Source organism: Pontimonas salivibrio, assembly GCF_002950575.1.
Lineage (GTDB): Bacteria > Actinomycetota > Actinomycetes > Actinomycetales > Microbacteriaceae > Pontimonas > Pontimonas salivibrio.
The window spans coordinates 52,149-67,211 of the sequence record NZ_CP026923.1 but is presented as its reverse complement, the minus strand read 5'-3'; the positions used below and the strand labels follow the sequence as shown (position 1 = coordinate 67,211).

Below are 15,063 nucleotides of genomic sequence, written 5' to 3'. Positions count from 1 at the left end.
CCAAGAAAGCAGGTGGCGTGTGTGGAGCGTTGACAAAGTGGTGACCGGTGGTCTCATTTGGACAATGAATCCCGCTCAGCCGGAAGCTCACTGGATGGCGCTTCACCAAGGCCGGGTCGTGGCTGTGGGTACCCGCGACGAGGAAGCACCCCAGGCCCGAGTGGTCGAGGATGTTTCTGGGCAGACCGTCTTACCCGGTTTTCACGACGCCCACTGCCACACCATGTGGTTTGGGCTGTCCCTCGGTGAAGTCGATGCGAAAGCCCACTCGAACCTCGATGCTCTCTATGGCGCGCTCGCGGAGCGGGCGCGCCAGACGCCTGCTGGTGGTTGGGTGTTAGCGACTGGGTACAACCAGGAAGCCTTCGGGGGTGAGTATCCCGACATTCGCGCGTTGGATCGGGTGTTACCCGACCACCCGCTCTTTATGCGACACACGTCCGGGCACTCCTGCATTGTGAACACCAAAGCGCTGGAGGCGTCGGGCATTAGCGGCGCCCAGTTATCGGAGGTCGACCTAGCCGGCGGGGCGATTGTGTTGGACGAGCACGGGAAGCCAACGGGGGTGCTGGAAGAGCGCGCCCAGTCGGTTATTCAGCAATTGTTGTTGCCGAAATCGATGGATGACATGGTGCAGGCATTGGCCAGAGCGAGTGCGCGCTATTCCCAAGAGGGTCTCACCAGTTTCACCGAAACGGGTATCGCCGGAGGCTGGATCGGCCACAGCCCCAGGGAGTTTGCGGCCTATCAACTGGCCAAGCAGCAGGGCGTGCTGGCTCAAAGGGCGCAACTCATGGTTGTCTCCGACGTCTTCCACGACGTGGAGGGTCACCCCAATGACCCAAATGTGTTGTCCCTAGATGCCGGCATTCGCACAGGCCTGGGTGATGACCACCTCTCTATTGGCCCGGTGAAAATCTTCCTTGACGGTTCCATGTTGGCGTGGACGGGTGCCGTGTCTGAGCCTTTTTCTGCGGGACCACCGGACAACTACGGATATTTCCAAGCCGAAGAGGAAGCCCTCCGCGAGACGATGCTCCGCGCCGCAGCGGCGGGGTGGGCGGTTGCCGCCCACGCCATAGGCGACCGCGCGGTGGCACTCGCTCTGGATACTTTTGAGAAAGCACTGTCTCGCTTTGGTGCACCAGTGGTGCCCCACAGAATCGAACACGGCGGGGTAGTCACCGATCAGCAAGTGGTGCAGGCGGCACGACTCGGTGTGGCGATAGTGACCCAACCGGGTTTCATGCCGGAGCTCGGGGTGCAAATGCGGGCGGCAATGGGTCCACACCGTGAGGGGTTGATTCACCGCCACCGGTCCTTGCTGGATGCCGGCGCGATGGCGACGGGCAGTTCTGATCGCCCAGTCGCTACAGGTGTTCCGTTGGAGATTATTCAGTCGATGGTGCAACGCATCGATGCAGAAGGTGTGGTCGTCGGTGAACACGAGCGGGTGAGTGTGGAACAGGCGCTCTGGAGTTACACCGTCGGCTCAGCACAAGCCACAGGTTCTGCCGATTTCAAGGGCATGCTGGCGCGCGGGATGCTGGCTGATTACGTGGTCCTCGCGAAAGACCCACTCGCGACAGCGGTGGAAGAGTTATCTGCCATTTCCATTTCGGGGACCGTGGTGGGTGGCCAGCGAGTTTTTGGTGAACACGGCTAAGGGTTTTCGGCGTAACGTGGGGCGTTGTGAAACCAGTCAGCGCGTGGAGCCTTGTCGCTCTTCAGTTTTTCTTTATTGCCGCCCTCGTGGTGTTACCCCAGGGTGGTCTGTGGCCTGGCGGAACACTGGTCACCGTCCTGGGCGGTGTCTTGGTGAGTGTCGGCGTCGCGATTGGGCTCGCAGCCGTTCTTCGTTTGGGTAGGACGCTCACTCCTAGCCCGATTCCTCGCGAAGATGGCCATTTGGAGACCACTGGGGTGTATGCCTGGGCACGGCACCCGATTTATACGGCACTGTTGACGCTGTCTTTGGGTCTGGTGGTGTGGGGGGCGTCCACCGGGCATGTGGTGGTTTTCGTGTTTCTCAGTATGCTTTTAGGGTTGAAAGCGCGAGCTGAAGAGAAAATGCTTTTCACGAAATATGAGGCCTATGCGGAATATGCCGCCCGGGTGGGACGGTTTTTTCCGGGGATTGGCCTGTTGAAAAAGTAGTGAGATAGGCAGATCTCGAAATCGGGTGTCAGAGACAGTCAAGTTTGGTAAAGGTGGGGCCATGGCACGCAGAAGACTGAGTGACACCTCTCACCCCGACACCACACTAGATGATGAGTATTGGCTGCGTTTTGGTGAACTCCCGCAGCCGTCAATGCGCGACAAAATCATTTTCTTGACCTCAGAGGAAGGGGCCACCGTCGGTCCGGCGGTGTTCAACGTCGCGAGTGTGTGTGATCGACTGGGCGTCACCCATCCGATGGTGAACCACTATTTCGGGGGTCGGGATAGTTTGCTGGCCGAGACCGCGTTTGTTGTTTACCAGCGCTATATCGACAGCCTGTGGAAGGCGGTGCGCCTGGCGCCCGCCGACCCGAGAGCGCGGCTTCGTGCCTGGATGGTGCAACAGATTGAAGGGACCGCTGATCTTGGTGGGTGGGGTGGCATTTTGAACTACCCGTCAAGCTCAATGCACATCAGCGGGTTGCTCGAAGAGCGCTACGGAGGGGACATGCGGCGTCTGTTTGAAACCAACATCATTCGATTGGGTGTGTTGATTGAAGACTCGCGCAACAACGTAAACACCGCGCTCGACCAGATTGATGTCAGTGCCTTGCGGGCACAGTTCTTGGCTGACCCGCAGACTATGTCCAGAGCAGCCACCATGGCGTGGTCCACTTTGGGTGTGGCGGTGTGGAACGCGGGTCAACATCTGGCCTCCGCAGGAGTCACAGAGCTTCAAGCCAACAAGGAAGCCCTCATTGAGGGGCACATCGAACGAATGATTGCCACTATCTTAATTTGATTTAGTTAATGGTAATCTGGGGCTGTGCTCGTCGCCGTCATCGATTTTGGTGTTGCCGTACCCGTCGCGGCGGGGCTTTTTATTGGCGCACTAATTCTCGCCACACTGGCTGCTGCTGTCCACCGAAGAGAAAACCCACCGAGCGAAAATATTCGCCGGCGCGGCGAAGCCTCCCGTGTGACTGAGCGAGACAGTGAAGTTCGTTAACCCCATCTGCTAGCGTTACGACGTCGCTGTCCATGGCGCACCGCACTGAGGCGGTGCTAGCGAAGGCTGGGAGAACAAGATGATTGTCGGTGTTCCCACCGAATCCATTAGCGGTGAAAACCGCGTGGCACAAACCCCTGAGACGGTGAAACAACTCGTCGACATGGGGCTGAAAGTCCAAGTCCACAAAGGTGCAGGAGTCGCGGCGGGGTATCCCGACAAGGACTACCAAGACGCCGGTGCCAGCATCGTGGCCACCCTCAACCTCGAAAAAGTCGACGTGCTCACCCACGTACGTCCTCTGTCGACCACTGTGGTGAACAAGCTGCCGGCAGGAACCATCACCGTCGGCCTCGGTTCACCGGCCTCTGAGGGCCCCGTCGTGAAAGCACTTGCTAAAAAGAAGGTGACGTCTTTTGCGCTCGAATTAGTGCCCCGTATCTCCCGCGCCCAATCGATGGACGCCCTCACCTCACAAGCCCTTGTTGCCGGATATCGCTGCGTGTTGGAGGCAGCGATGCGCTTCCCCAGGTTCTTCCCCCTCTACATGACCGCTGCCGGCACGGTGCCGCCGGCCAACGTGTTGGTACTCGGAGCGGGAGTGGCTGGCCTTCAAGCCATCGCCACGGCGAAACGCCTGGGCGCAAAAGTTCAGGCGTATGACGTCCGGGCTGCCAGCGCCGATGAGGTGCGCTCGATGGGTGGACAGTTCATCGAACTGGACTTGGACGCCCAAGCCGATGGCCAAGGTGGTTACGCCAAAGAACTCTCCAGTGATCGCCAAGCGCGACAGCAAGAGCTGCTCACTCCCTATGTCACCCAAGCAGACGTGATTATCACGACGGCTGCCATTCCTGGCCGACCGGCACCCCGCCTGATTACCAAAAAAATGATGGCTGACATGAAACCAGGATCAGTACTCATCGACCTCGCAGCAGAAACCGGCGGAAACGTCGAAGGCTCTGTTGCCGGTGTGGACACCCCGGTGAAAGTCCAAGGCGGCAAAGGTCACGCCACCCTGGTGGGCATGAAAGACGTACCCTCCGCGATGGCCTATGACGCCTCCAGGCTTTACGCGAAAAACATCGCCAACCTTCTTGCCCTGATGAACGTGGATGGCACGATCCAGCCCGACTTCGAAGACGAAGTCGTCGCGGGAGCATGCCTCACCCATGAGGGCGAGATTCGACACGAACCCACCCGTGAGGCGTTGGCCTCACCGAAGAAGGGGGCTTAGGCCATGGACGCCATTACCCTGTTGACCTTCTTTGTGCTGTCGGTGTTTGTCGGCTTCGAGGTCATCTCGAAAGTCTCCAGCACCCTGCACACCCCACTGATGTCGGGGGCAAACGCCATCCACGGAATCATTTTGGTTGGCGCCATCCTGGTCGCCGGCCAAGCAGAAAGTGCTTTCATCCTCGCGGTGGCACTGCTCGCAGTGCTGATGGCGACGGTAAACCTCGTCGGAGGTTTCGTTGTCACCGACCGCATGTTGGAAATGTTCTCGGGTAAGAAAAAACCCAACCCAACCACTGAAGGGGCCGCCAAGTGAACGTTCTTAGCCCCACTATTACCGCGCTCGCCTACCTTGTCGCTGCGGTCTTATTCATTCTCGCCCTGAAGGGGCTTAGCTCACCGAAGTCCGCGAGGCGCGGCAACCTGCTCGGTGCACTCGGTGCACTGATCGGTGTGGTCACCGTGTTCTTGTCCCACGAGTTGGAAAACATTGGCTGGATTCTGGGCGTGATTGCGGTGGGTGCGGTGCTCTCGGTGCCCGCCTCCCGCATGGTGCAGATGACCCAAATGCCGCAGCTCGTCGCACTGTTCAACGGTGTCGGTGGTGGCGCAGCTGCCGTCGTGGCCCTGCTGGAGCTCCAACACGCTGACACTTTGGGCTTCCTCATCGCGGTGGCGTTCACGGTGTTTGTCGGAAGCGTGTCCTTCTCCGGCTCTGTCATCACCTTCCTCAAACTCCAAGAGCTGATGACGACCAGGCCGGTGACTTTCCCCGGACAGCAGTTCGTGATGATCGCGTTGGTCGCAGTGGTCGGCGTCGGGTCATACTTCGTGATTGCCGATGCCAGTTACACCTGGGCGATTGCTCTGATGGCACTGGGTCTTCTCGGCGGCGTCCTCGTGGTGCTGCCAGTGGGTGGCGCCGATGTGCCCATTGTGATTTCACTGCTGAACGCCTTGACCGGTTTGGCTGTTGCGGCATCTGGTCTGGTGCTCGGCAACACCCTGCTGTTGGTCGGTGGAACCCTGGTCGGTGCCAGTGGAACAATCCTCACCCGCGAAATGGCCCAAGCCATGGGACGCAGTGTCTCCAACACCATCTTCGGTGCCTTCAAGGGCGGATCAACTGCCGGTTCGACCGAAGCGTCTGACCGGCCGGTGCGCTCCAGCTCCGCTGAAGACATCGCCATTTTGTTGGGCTACGCCAACCGGGTCATCATCGTTCCCGGTTACGGTCTCGCTGTTGCCCAAGCACAACACACGATTTCCGAGCTGCAACAGGCCCTCGAAGCCAAAGGCATCGACGTGGTCTACGCCATGCACCCTGTGGCGGGACGTATGCCCGGACACATGAACGTGCTGTTGGCCGAAGCGAGTGTGCCCTACGAGCTGCTGGTGGAAATGGACCAGGTGAACCCGCAGTTCAAGAACGCCGATGTGGCGCTCGTGGTGGGGGCAAACGACGTGGTGAACCCGGCAGCCAAGACGACACCCGGTTCCCCCATCTACGGCATGCCAATTTTGGATGTGGGAGAGGCGCAGCAGGTCGTGTTCCTGAAGCGCTCCATGCGCCCAGGATTCGCCGGCATCGAAAACGAATTGCTCTTCGAGCAAAACACCACACTGCTCTTTGGTGATGCGAAAGATTCGCTCACCAAAGTCCTCGGTGCGGTGAAATCGCTCTAGGACGATTCCCTCATTGCCGTGACGACACAGGCTGACCAACGCGCTCACCAGCCCGCGAGACGCGTGCTGGTGACCGGAGCGAGCTCCGGTATTGGTGCGGCGACCGCCACGCTGTTGGCCGAGCGGGGTTGGTATGTGCTGGCGGTTGCGAGGCGAAAAGACAAACTCGATGAGTTGGCCACCCACCCCCAGATCGACTCCTATGTCTGCGATATCACTCACGATGATGAGGTGGCGGCCCTAGCGTCTTGGGTGGAGCAGGGCGGCGGCCTGGACGTGTTGATTAACAACGCTGGTGGGGCCATCGGGATGGATTCTGTTGAAGGCGGGTCCATCGACGAGTGGCGCTGGATGTATGAAATCAACGTGCTGGGGACAAAGCGGATGATTTCCACCTTCCTGCCGATGCTGCGTAAAGCCGCGGACAGCAGTGGTGGTGCCGATATTCTCACCGTCACCTCAACCGCAGGGTTCACCCCCTATGAGGGGGGTGGGGGTTACAACGCCGCAAAATACGCCGCCCACGCGATGATGCAGGTGTTGCGTCTGGAATTAAACGGCGAACCCATTCGAGTAATCGATATTGCACCGGGCATGGTGAAGACCGACGAATTTGCCCTCAACCGTTTTCGAGGCGACAGTGCCCGTTCGCAGTCGGTCTATGCCAATGTGGATCGGCCGCTGCTTGCTGAAGATGTGGCGCTCACGATTGCTTCCGCCCTGGAATTGCCCGCGCACGTGAACCTCGACTTGGTCACCGTGAAACCTGTGGCCCAATCAGCGCAACATAAGACGCATCGCGGTCCACTGAGGACTAAACCTTCAGACGCGTAGCCTCTCAACGAGCCAACGTGGTGTGGTCCAATGGCTGTGACGTCGGCGCTTACGCGCCTATGAGGGCCACCATCAGATGGGCGGTGTTACGCGGTGTGAGCGAGGGGTCGCTCCATCTGGGGGGAACAGGCGAGGAGGAAGTGTCTGGCTGCTAATACCCGTCTGTTTCCGTCACCTCCGGGGAAGTGAATCTCAAGTTGATCGAATGTGCGGCCGATGAGTGCTTCCACTGATCGCACTTGGGTACCCCGAAGCGCCGCAATTTCTTTATTCGAGTGACCCTCGGCGATTAGCCGCAACACATCAATTTGTTGGCTGGAGAGGTGTTCCCAGCCTGCTGCGTACTCCCGATCGTGTCGAGGGACATCGGCTCGCCCTCGAAGTACTCCATCCAGTGCCGACACAATTTCTTCGGTTCCCGATAGGGACGATTTGTGCAGGAACGCCGCACCTCTTGGAAGGTCGCCGCGTTCAGGGTCAATGATTTTTGGGTGTCTCACGCCGGTGAGGAACACCAAGCCGATTCCCGGAGAGAGTTCAAGCATTGCTTCGGCGAACTCCACACCGCTCTCACAAGAGTTGATGTTGAGCTCCAGTAGAACGGCATCAGGGTCATGTTGACTGATGCCCCGCCAGGCCTCTTCCGGGGTGCCAGCACCGTAGGCGTCAAAGTCGGCGTGTTTCAAGCTACACACCACGAGGTCCCGGAAAAGGGGTTGAGGGTCGAAGACGAGCACGCGTCGTTGGACCAGTGGGTCACCCACCGACATCCCGAACAAAAAGTTTTCCACGATACACCCTTCCCTACTAACTATAGTGAGTTTAGTTAGTGGTCTGCCAGGAAAAGGCCATAAATAATCCGTTTTGTGCCCGGGATTGGGCCTTAAGGGGAGGGGGCTAGAGTGAAGGGGTGCTTCGCCGCCTCGTGGAAATTTCTCGGCCCGTTCTGTGGGTCAACACGATTGGCACCACGGTCATTGCGATGTGGTTGTCGGGTTACCTCTGGACCTGGGACATTCTTCCCATCCTCATCTGGGTGACTTTTCCGTTCAACCTGCTGATTTACGGCATCAACGATATTTTCGATCGAGAAACCGACGACCCCAACGCCCGGAAGGGTGGTTACGGCGGAGCGAAGATTGTCGACGGGGAAGTCCGAGCCATCGCCTGGGGAGTGGCGCTGACGAACATCCCCTTCCTTGTCTACTTTGTGGTGACCTTGCCGTGGCCGGCTTGGGCGTGGATGCTCGCCTATGCGTTTTCTTTCTGGCAGTACTCTTCAACCCCGCTGCGCTTTAAAGGTCGTCCGGTGTGGGATTCGATATCTAACACCGATTACGCCTACCCACTGGTCTTTGTCCCCTTCGCACTCGGCGAGCAGCCTGTCTGGGCGGCTGCCATTGGCCTGATGGCGTGGAGTATGGCCAAGCACGTCTACGACGCCATCCAAGACATCGACGAAGACGCTGATGCCGGGATCAGGACCACCGCTGTGGCGTTTGGCACCAAAGGTGCACTGATCTGGTCGGCCGTGTTCTGGGTAATCTCCACCGTATTTTTCGCCCTCGTGAACTGGCCGGTGGCGATTGTGAACGCGCTGATTGCCGGATGGTTGGTCATTGCCCTGTGGCGAGAGCCCACCACCCCTAAAGCGCGGGACCTTTACCGATTCTCTGTGGCTTTCCCCTACGTGGCAGGCGCTGTCGCCGGATTCCAGCTGGTTGTCGGCCTTGTTGTGGGAAGCTACCCCGCATGAGTCGTCGCGTCATCATCATCGGCGCGGGCCTCGGAGGCCTAGCCACCAGCGCATTGCTTGCCAAGGCAGGCTTTGACGTCACCGTGTTGGAAAAAAATGACTGGGTGGGTGGCAAATCCCGCCGAATCAGTGTCTCCGGCCAGCGCATCGATACTGGCCCGTCGCTCGTGACCTTCCCCCAAGTGTTGGAGCGCTTCTTTGACCGCTACGACTCGCTCGGTCCCGGGGTACCCGCCAGAGAAATCGCCGCCTTGAATTTAGAGCGGCTTCCCGAAGTGGGTCGCTATTTCTACCGAGGGCACGTCACCGATATTCCTGTGGCCCCCAATCACCCGTGGGCAGAAGCCTGGGCAGCATTCCAATCCGAACACGCGACGCTGGGCCCGGCGATTACCGACCTGCTCACGACCGATCCGCTCGGAGCGGGAGTGATGGCACCAGCGGGCAAACTCGTCTCCTCCTACGGCAGGCACCTAAGCACAAAGGCCTACCTGGATCATCGCTTGGACCTCCCCGAGCCACTGCGCGACATCATCGCCATCCACACTCTCAATGCGGGTGTGGCTCCCGAACAGACCCTCGCCCTCTACGCCACTATGCCGGCAGTGATGGCCGATGAGGGCGTCTTCGTTCCCACGGGAGGTGTCTGGGAAATTGCGAACTCCCTTCACCGCCTAGCTGAAGCTGCTGGAGCACAGTTTCGACTCTCCGAAGGCGCTACTGCGGTCTCAAAAAAGTCGGTGACTACAGAACAAGGACACTACGAAGCCGACTTCGTCGTCAGTGCCTTGGACGCGGGAGTGTTGGAGCGGCTGATGGGCCACCCCCGACCTGACCCAAAGAACCTGTCCTGCTCTGGGGTCGCCGTCTTTGCTGCACTTAAAGAAGACCTACCCGATGACACGGTCACCCATTCGGTGGTGTTGCCCGATGAGCCTGATGAGCTTTTTGACAGCGTTCTGAACAGACGCATCCCACAACAAACGATGGCGTTTGTGAACTATTACAAAACCGGCCACATTTACCCGAACGACAAAGCCACAGCAGCATTCCTGCTGACCGCCCCGGCTAATGGCGAAAGCGCGGGAGTGGCCGATGACTGGGTGTCGAGCGAACTGCAGCGCTCGCTCGATGTGATGGGCATTGATGCCAAATGGTCCGACATCGTCGAGGACTACACCACCTTGCACCCGGAGTATTTTGAAAGCTTTGGCGCAGTTGGCGGCGCCTTGTATGGGGCGGGACGCCCCTGGTGGCAATCGGGTCCCTTCCACAGCCCCGGCTACCACTCCCTTCGACACCGTTGGTTGTGGCGGGTCGGAGCAAGTGTTCACCCTGGAGGCGGAATCCCCGCAGTGCTCGGTGGATCACTGATTGCGGGCAACCGAATGGTTTCCCACTACAGCTAAAGAGGCCCGCTCGTCTTTTCGTCCATGAAGGGGCTGTGTGCGGACCGCCGACTTACTGGGTCGGGGTCATCGATGCTCAATGGATGACGAAAAGTCGCGCCTGGCGCCGACAAAGAAAAGCCCCTCTCGCTCGATGTCGGATAGGACCGGTTCGAGATCTTTTGCTCCCGTGAGGGACTTTTCGGGGATTACCAGCGCCTGCACGTCGTTTCCCGTCCAACGTGACGCTTCGGCGCAAAGCACATCAACCTGTTCGGAGAAGGTGTCGTCGTCGGCGTTGATTGGCTCAACGATGAAGAGGTCAATGTCGCTTTCTGGGGTCATTTCGCCTCTCGCTGCTGAGCCAAATAGCGCAGCGAACACAGGGGGGCTATCCCACGAGGCGCAACGCTGGACAAGTCGATCAAGGAAGCATTCCTGGGCCTCGGCGATTTCCACTACTGCCGATGCGAGGAGATGGTCACGATTGAGGGAAAACACCCGCGATCTGCCAAAAACCTTTTCGAGGAGTAGGCCGTGCTGGACCAAGCGAGTGAGGGTCTTGCGAATGCCCTCGTCGGAGCGCTCGGGCAGAAGAGCGTGAATCTGAGGAACCGAAAGCCAGTCGGTGGCGCGTGCTACTCGGGCGAGGACGTCCCCGTCGAGGCTCGGGGTCACACTGAGAAACGGTTTTTTAAGAATCATGACGCTACCAATAATACTTGGTATTGACCAAAAATAATTGGTTAAGGGATTAGTTCTAAGAGGGCTTGGGCGGAGTGTGTTGGGGATGGCCATGCGGGGACAGTAAATCCCACCACCGACAAGTGGAGGAAGTGGTGATTTCGACCGCTCTTGATCGGGTGATTACTGCCGTGTTGATAATCACGACGCCCCCACCGAAACACGTCTTCTACTTCTTCGTACCTACTCGGAGGTGGTCTGTATTGAGAACGAATAGTAGGATTGAGTCATACTCACCGAGAGGGCCGATTATGCGCACCACGAAGCAGCTCAGCATCACGCTCCCTAACAACATGGCTGAGGCGTTGAAGGAGCGCGTCGCCTCTGGCGCCTATGCGAGCGAAAGCGAAGTTATCCGCGACGGACTCCGTGCGCTGTTCTCACAAGAAGAGGCTGTCGAGCGGTGGCTGCGAACCGAGGTGGTGAACTCGGTTGAGGCGATGCGAGCCGACCCGGCTCGGGCACTCAGTGCCGAAGACATGCGCGCCTACCTTTCAGGCCTGAGAGCTAAATATGACGCTGAAAATGACTCGTGACGTATCGGGTCACCTACTCTCCTGAAGCTCAGCAGCAACTGACCGATATCTTCCTTTGGGTCGCGAATCAGAGATCATCCGAAGCAGCGGAACGCTTCGTGCTATCGGTCTATGACTTCTGCGACAGCTTGAGTACTTTTCCTCATCGGGGCATCGCGCGAGACGATCTTTACCCTGAAATGAGAACCTTGGGTTTCAGGCGACGGGTAATGATCGCGTTCATCATCAGTGAGCGGGAGGTCAAGATTTATGGCGTCTATTACGGCGGTCGGGATCACGAAGGCCTCATCAAAAACACACTTCCGGATGGCGGTTCCTAGAACTCGGATCAAGGCAGAATCGCTCTGTATTGGCGGGACTTGTCTCTGGCGAAAGTAACCCCGAAAGAGCGTCTGGTTACCCGTGGAGGGAAACAGGCGCTGGACGAAGCTGGATCACGAGTCCGAGAATGAAACAATCCTCGCGGTGTGGGGACTCCGCGAGGGTCCGGTGGCTCCGACCGGCATCGATCCGGTGACCTTTCGATTTTCAGTCGAACGCTCTACCAACTGAGCTACAGAGCCAAGGACACTGATTGTGTGTCCTCACTAAAGAGCCCCGCTGGGGGGCTCTTTAGTTCGCGACCCTGACGGGACTTGAACCCGCGACCTCCGCCGTGACAGGGCGGCACGCTAACCAACTGCGCTACAGGGCCTTGCGATATTAAATTATACGTGACCCCAACGGGATTCGAACCCGTGCTACCGCCGTGAAAGGGCGGCGTCCTAGGCCGCTAAACGATGGGGCCGAGCTGGTTTCAGCGCTCTATGAGTGTAGGTCGACGGGGATGGGAATGCAAACAGGGATATCGACCACTAATCTGGGCCCACGTCAGTAAGGGTGCTATGCCATGGGAAATGCCGTCGATTTTGGCAGTTGGGTTGCAGGGTGGACCGCGCTCGCTTTCGTCGTTTCTTACGGGATTTTTGTCTTGGTGAATGCCCGCGCCAACCATCGCGCCCGGGAGGCGTTGGACTATCGGATCCTTGTGACGGGCTCTAGGGGAAAGTCGGGAACCGTTCGGCTTGTTCACGCAGCGCTATCGGGAGACTTCCGGGTGTATTCGAAAGTCTCCGGTGTCGCCGCACGTGAGCGGCGCGGGGATGGCAGCGAAATCCCCACACCCAGGGCAGGGACCACTTCGGTGTGTGAGCTTCCCCAAGCGATGCGGCGGGCGGCGAAAGATCTGGCAGATGTGGGGGTGTTCGAATGCATGGCGGTCACCCCGAGCCTTATCGAGCTGGTGCAGAAATCTCACATTCGTGCCCACATGGTGGTCATCCCCACTATTCGCCTCGACCACCTAGAAGAGGAGGGGTTGAGCGAATTCGAGATCGGTAAAAGCATTTTCGATTCGATCAACCGCTGTGATGTGGTCATCACCGCAGTGACCCAGCCAGACATTGTGCAGTACTACCGCGAACAGTCTGAGCGACACAGTATTGAACTCATTGAGGTGGACCCACGAGAAGGTGGGGTTGCCATCAGGGGCCACCACCCCACTAACGCTGTGCTCGCGTTGCAGGTTGCCGAGTATTTGGGGCTGGAGCTACGCCACGCCCGCAGCAATATGGAACGGGCAAGCCTCGAGCCCCACGCTCTTGAGGGCTACCAGGTGAGAAGGGCAAACGGTCACACAGTGACCCTCATCGACTTGGGCAGTGCCAATGACCCGGAGTCCTCGTGGGAGGCATTTGCGAGCTTGGAGCGAGAATCGCAGGTGCTTGTGCCCGTGATGGTTAATCGGTGGGAGAGACCCCTACGGGCCATTTCTTTTTTTGCCAGCCTTCGCCAACATTTTGAGGTGGTGGGTGTTGCTGGCGGTTTAGCGCGTTGGATGAACACCCGCCACCACCATCACCTTTACCGCGATTCGGTAGTGCACACCCCCACCACATTTTTTTCACTGACCAGGTCATTGGTGCGGGACCCCGAAAAGCTCGCTCAAGAAATGAGTAACCACTTAGGTCAAGACGTCGAGCAGTTAGCCCTCGTGTTGGTGGAAAACGTCCACGAACCCACCGCAGACATTTTGCGCAACACGTTTAGACGCCGGGGAACTATGGTGCGCCTGGACCAGATGGGCGCCCACGTATGACCGGTGTGGATATCGAAATGGCTCGGGCCATCCTCGTCATCGGCTTGGTCCTCTCCGCGATGCTTTACAACGTGTCGCGGATTGCCAGTGGCGGCATTGTCACCGGCCCCTACCTGGCGCTCATGGTGCTGGGTGAGCAGTGGCTGACAATTGCCGGATGGGTGGTCTTAAGCCTGGTCGGTATTGCCGCCGTGACGTGGGCGGCCAAGACGTGGCCACTGCCGCGAGCATGGTTGTTCGCCATTGCCGTCCTCGTACCAGCCGGCGTGCACGTGTTGTTGATGTGGCTTGCGGGTGCACCCGCACTCAGCAACCTTTCTCCGTACTTGGCAGCCGGACTGTATGTCACCAACGGCCTCACCGCTTACGACGCAAAACGGCAAGGAACGCTGAAGACTTTCACTGCCGCCGCCGGGGTTGGACTCATCACCTACCTGGTGATCCTCCCTCTGGGCTGGGCGCTAGAGGAGGTGCGCGATCGCCCGCCGCTGGTCAGCGCACCGAGCCTTCAAGAGCCGCTATTGGTGTTCGCCACCATTGCGATTGCGCTCGCGGTGCGGGTCGCACTCGGCTGGGGCAGTGCAGGAATTATCGGCGCACTGTTCTTCGTGGACCTACTCAACCCCACGTCGGCGATTGTGGTGGTGGCGATGGCGCTGATCGGTGCCGTCATTTACCGGGCCGTTGCCCGGTATGTGGGGCTGAGCCCCAAACAACGCCTGTACTCGATCATGATCGTCTCCGCGATTGCCTCATGGTTTGGCCTGTTCTGGGCCGACTGGTGGGGGATACCCGGTGCAGAAATTGCCCAACAGTACGCGGTGGAGCCCCTGTTAGTGACCGGGCTAATGGTGAGCGAAACGGTTCGTCGGGGTATCCCTCGAATGCTGGGCGGTGGTGTGCTCGTGGTGGGCCTCACATTTGTGGCCCAGTGGTTACTGGCCGAGCACCCCCGCGGGGGTTTGTTTGTGATTTTGGGACTTGTCGCACTCGTGGTGTGGGCATTTGGTTTCGCAGCCGGCGCGATGCGCAACACGTGGATTCGAGTCCTCCGAGAGTCCGATCACTACGGCCCGGACAATCCGGGCCAAAAAGCCCGGTACCACCCGCGCAGGGTGGCCAGAGTTGACCGCGAGCGGCGACACCACCCGGTTGCTTTTCGGCCGGTGGAACATGTCGCCCTCGCCACATCCGTTGCCTTAGTGGTTGTGTTCTCGGTGGTCGGTTATGTCAGCGGACGGCCCGACCAGGTCGTTACCCAAGACCCGGGGCAACTGCAGGTCAACACGGTCGATGTGTTGGCCCTGCAACAGCTAGTGCCTGAACTGGAGTCAGCCGAGCGGGTGCGCATTGTGGGTTTTCCGCTTAGTCCACGCTTTGGCGAACCCGCCGTATACCCCAGGCCACTCGCGGCCCAAGTGGAAACTTATTTGCGGAAACTCGCCGGTGAGCGCTCATCTGATATTCAATGGCTGGTCACCCCCGATGCCACCACCACGATGAGTTGGGTGTTGACACCAAAAACTGTGGTGGAAGTGTTTGTTGAATAGCTCGCACTCGTGCCTGGCGGAACTGTC

Annotated in this window: 16 protein-coding genes and 3 tRNA genes; 14 read left to right on the top strand and 5 right to left on the bottom strand. The window is 58.9% G+C overall.

Annotation, left to right across the window (positions count from 1 at the left end; translation table 11 throughout):
* Positions 1-19 precede the first annotated feature (19 nt).
* The 8 genes from C3B54_RS00350 to C3B54_RS00315 all read left to right on the top strand — a co-directional run bounded on the left by C3B54_RS00350 (position 20) and on the right by C3B54_RS00315 (position 6,925).
* A complete protein-coding gene (locus C3B54_RS00350) occupies positions 20-1,666 on the top strand; it encodes an amidohydrolase (protein WP_158665440.1) in 1,647 nt (548 codons plus the stop codon).
* Positions 1,667-1,692: 26 nt separating this feature from the next.
* Positions 1,693-2,157, top strand: coding sequence for a methyltransferase family protein (locus tag C3B54_RS00345; protein WP_104912737.1), 465 nt, complete (start codon positions 1,693-1,695; stop codon positions 2,155-2,157).
* A gap of 61 nt (positions 2,158-2,218) precedes the next feature.
* Positions 2,219-2,962, top strand: a complete 744-nt coding sequence (locus tag C3B54_RS00340) for a TetR/AcrR family transcriptional regulator (protein ID WP_158665439.1) — start codon at positions 2,219-2,221, stop codon at positions 2,960-2,962.
* A gap of 24 nt (positions 2,963-2,986) precedes the next feature.
* Complete coding sequence (locus tag C3B54_RS00335) at positions 2,987-3,169, top strand: hypothetical protein (RefSeq protein ID WP_104912735.1); 183 nt, start codon at positions 2,987-2,989, stop codon at positions 3,167-3,169.
* Positions 3,170-3,248: 79 nt separating this feature from the next.
* On the top strand, positions 3,249-4,406 hold the full coding sequence (locus C3B54_RS00330) for a Re/Si-specific NAD(P)(+) transhydrogenase subunit alpha (RefSeq protein WP_104912734.1): 1,158 nt from the start codon (positions 3,249-3,251) through the stop codon (positions 4,404-4,406).
* Positions 4,407-4,409: 3 nt separating this feature from the next.
* Positions 4,410-4,721 (top strand): NAD(P) transhydrogenase subunit alpha part 2, encoded by a 312-nt coding sequence (locus C3B54_RS00325; protein ID WP_104912733.1) that lies wholly within the window; start codon positions 4,410-4,412, stop codon positions 4,719-4,721.
* Entirely contained in the window at positions 4,718-6,091 is a 1,374-nt protein-coding gene (locus C3B54_RS00320; RefSeq protein WP_104912732.1) for an NAD(P)(+) transhydrogenase (Re/Si-specific) subunit beta, read from the top strand. The genes C3B54_RS00325 and C3B54_RS00320 overlap by 4 nt, the downstream gene beginning before the upstream one ends.
* 18 nt (positions 6,092-6,109) lie before the next feature.
* A complete protein-coding gene (locus C3B54_RS00315; RefSeq protein ID WP_245867949.1) occupies positions 6,110-6,925 on the top strand; it encodes an SDR family oxidoreductase in 816 nt (271 codons plus the stop codon).
* 86 nt (positions 6,926-7,011) lie between these two features.
* On the opposite strand, the gene C3B54_RS00310 is transcribed toward C3B54_RS00315, so the two are convergent.
* Entirely contained in the window at positions 7,012-7,716 is a 705-nt protein-coding gene (locus C3B54_RS00310) for a LuxR C-terminal-related transcriptional regulator (RefSeq protein WP_104912731.1), read from the bottom strand.
* A gap of 119 nt (positions 7,717-7,835) precedes the next feature.
* Here C3B54_RS00310 and C3B54_RS00305 point away from each other — a divergent pair, with 119 nt between their 5' ends.
* Positions 7,836-8,681 carry a UbiA family prenyltransferase gene (locus tag C3B54_RS00305; protein WP_104912730.1) on the top strand — a complete coding sequence of 282 codons (846 nt, stop codon included), beginning with the start codon at positions 7,836-7,838 and terminating at the stop codon, positions 8,679-8,681.
* On the top strand, positions 8,678-10,090 hold the full coding sequence (locus tag C3B54_RS00300; protein ID WP_104912729.1) for a phytoene desaturase family protein: 1,413 nt from the start codon (positions 8,678-8,680) through the stop codon (positions 10,088-10,090). Before C3B54_RS00305 ends, C3B54_RS00300 begins: the two co-directional genes overlap by 4 nt.
* Positions 10,091-10,156: 66 nt before the next feature.
* On the opposite strand, the gene C3B54_RS00295 is transcribed toward C3B54_RS00300, so the two are convergent.
* Positions 10,157-10,774: a nucleotidyltransferase domain-containing protein gene (locus C3B54_RS00295; RefSeq protein WP_158665438.1), complete on the bottom strand. Its 618-nt coding sequence runs from the start codon at positions 10,772-10,774 to the stop codon at positions 10,157-10,159.
* A 290-nt stretch (positions 10,775-11,064) separates the two neighbouring features.
* On the opposite strand from C3B54_RS00295, the gene C3B54_RS00290 reads away from it, so the two are divergent.
* Positions 11,065-11,349, top strand: coding sequence for a ribbon-helix-helix domain-containing protein (locus C3B54_RS00290; RefSeq protein WP_104912727.1), 285 nt, complete (start codon positions 11,065-11,067; stop codon positions 11,347-11,349).
* On the top strand, positions 11,346-11,669 hold the full coding sequence (locus tag C3B54_RS08965) for a type II toxin-antitoxin system RelE/ParE family toxin (protein WP_104912726.1): 324 nt from the start codon (positions 11,346-11,348) through the stop codon (positions 11,667-11,669). Before C3B54_RS00290 ends, C3B54_RS08965 begins: the two co-directional genes overlap by 4 nt.
* Positions 11,670-11,839: 170 nt before the next feature.
* On the opposite strand, the gene C3B54_RS00280 is transcribed toward C3B54_RS08965, so the two are convergent.
* The 3 genes from C3B54_RS00280 to C3B54_RS00270 all read right to left on the bottom strand — a co-directional run bounded on the left by C3B54_RS00280 (position 11,840) and on the right by C3B54_RS00270 (position 12,136).
* Positions 11,840-11,912: transfer RNA gene (locus C3B54_RS00280), tRNA-Phe, on the bottom strand.
* Between the two features lie 57 nt (positions 11,913-11,969).
* Positions 11,970-12,043: transfer RNA gene (locus tag C3B54_RS00275), tRNA-Asp, on the bottom strand.
* A gap of 20 nt (positions 12,044-12,063) precedes the next feature.
* Positions 12,064-12,136: transfer RNA gene (locus tag C3B54_RS00270), tRNA-Glu, on the bottom strand.
* 102 nt (positions 12,137-12,238) lie between these two features.
* Between C3B54_RS00270 and C3B54_RS00265 the strand changes: the two genes are divergently transcribed.
* Complete coding sequence (locus C3B54_RS00265) at positions 12,239-13,486, top strand: Mur ligase family protein (RefSeq protein WP_104912725.1); 1,248 nt, start codon at positions 12,239-12,241, stop codon at positions 13,484-13,486.
* Positions 13,483-15,036, top strand: coding sequence for a poly-gamma-glutamate biosynthesis protein PgsC/CapC (locus C3B54_RS00260; RefSeq protein ID WP_104912724.1), 1,554 nt, complete (start codon positions 13,483-13,485; stop codon positions 15,034-15,036). Before C3B54_RS00265 ends, C3B54_RS00260 begins: the two co-directional genes overlap by 4 nt.
* Positions 15,037-15,063 lie beyond the last annotated feature (27 nt).

Excerpts from the sequence above, each read along its gene's own strand:
- C3B54_RS00340 (WP_158665439.1), top strand. The coding sequence starts at position 2,219 with ATGGCACGCAGAAGACTGAGTGACACCTCTCACCCCGACACCACACTA.
- C3B54_RS00330 (WP_104912734.1), top strand. The coding sequence starts at position 3,249 with ATGATTGTCGGTGTTCCCACCGAATCCATTAGCGGTGAAAACCGCGTG.
- C3B54_RS00325 (WP_104912733.1), top strand. The coding sequence starts at position 4,410 with ATGGACGCCATTACCCTGTTGACCTTCTTTGTGCTGTCGGTGTTTGTC.
- C3B54_RS00300 (WP_104912729.1), top strand. The coding sequence starts at position 8,678 with ATGAGTCGTCGCGTCATCATCATCGGCGCGGGCCTCGGAGGCCTAGCC.
- C3B54_RS00295 (WP_158665438.1), bottom strand. The coding sequence starts at position 10,774 with ATGATTCTTAAAAAACCGTTTCTCAGTGTGACCCCGAGCCTCGACGGG.
- C3B54_RS00290 (WP_104912727.1), top strand. The coding sequence starts at position 11,065 with ATGCGCACCACGAAGCAGCTCAGCATCACGCTCCCTAACAACATGGCT.
- C3B54_RS00265 (WP_104912725.1), top strand. The coding sequence starts at position 12,239 with ATGGGAAATGCCGTCGATTTTGGCAGTTGGGTTGCAGGGTGGACCGCG.
- C3B54_RS00260 (WP_104912724.1), top strand. The coding sequence starts at position 13,483 with ATGACCGGTGTGGATATCGAAATGGCTCGGGCCATCCTCGTCATCGGC.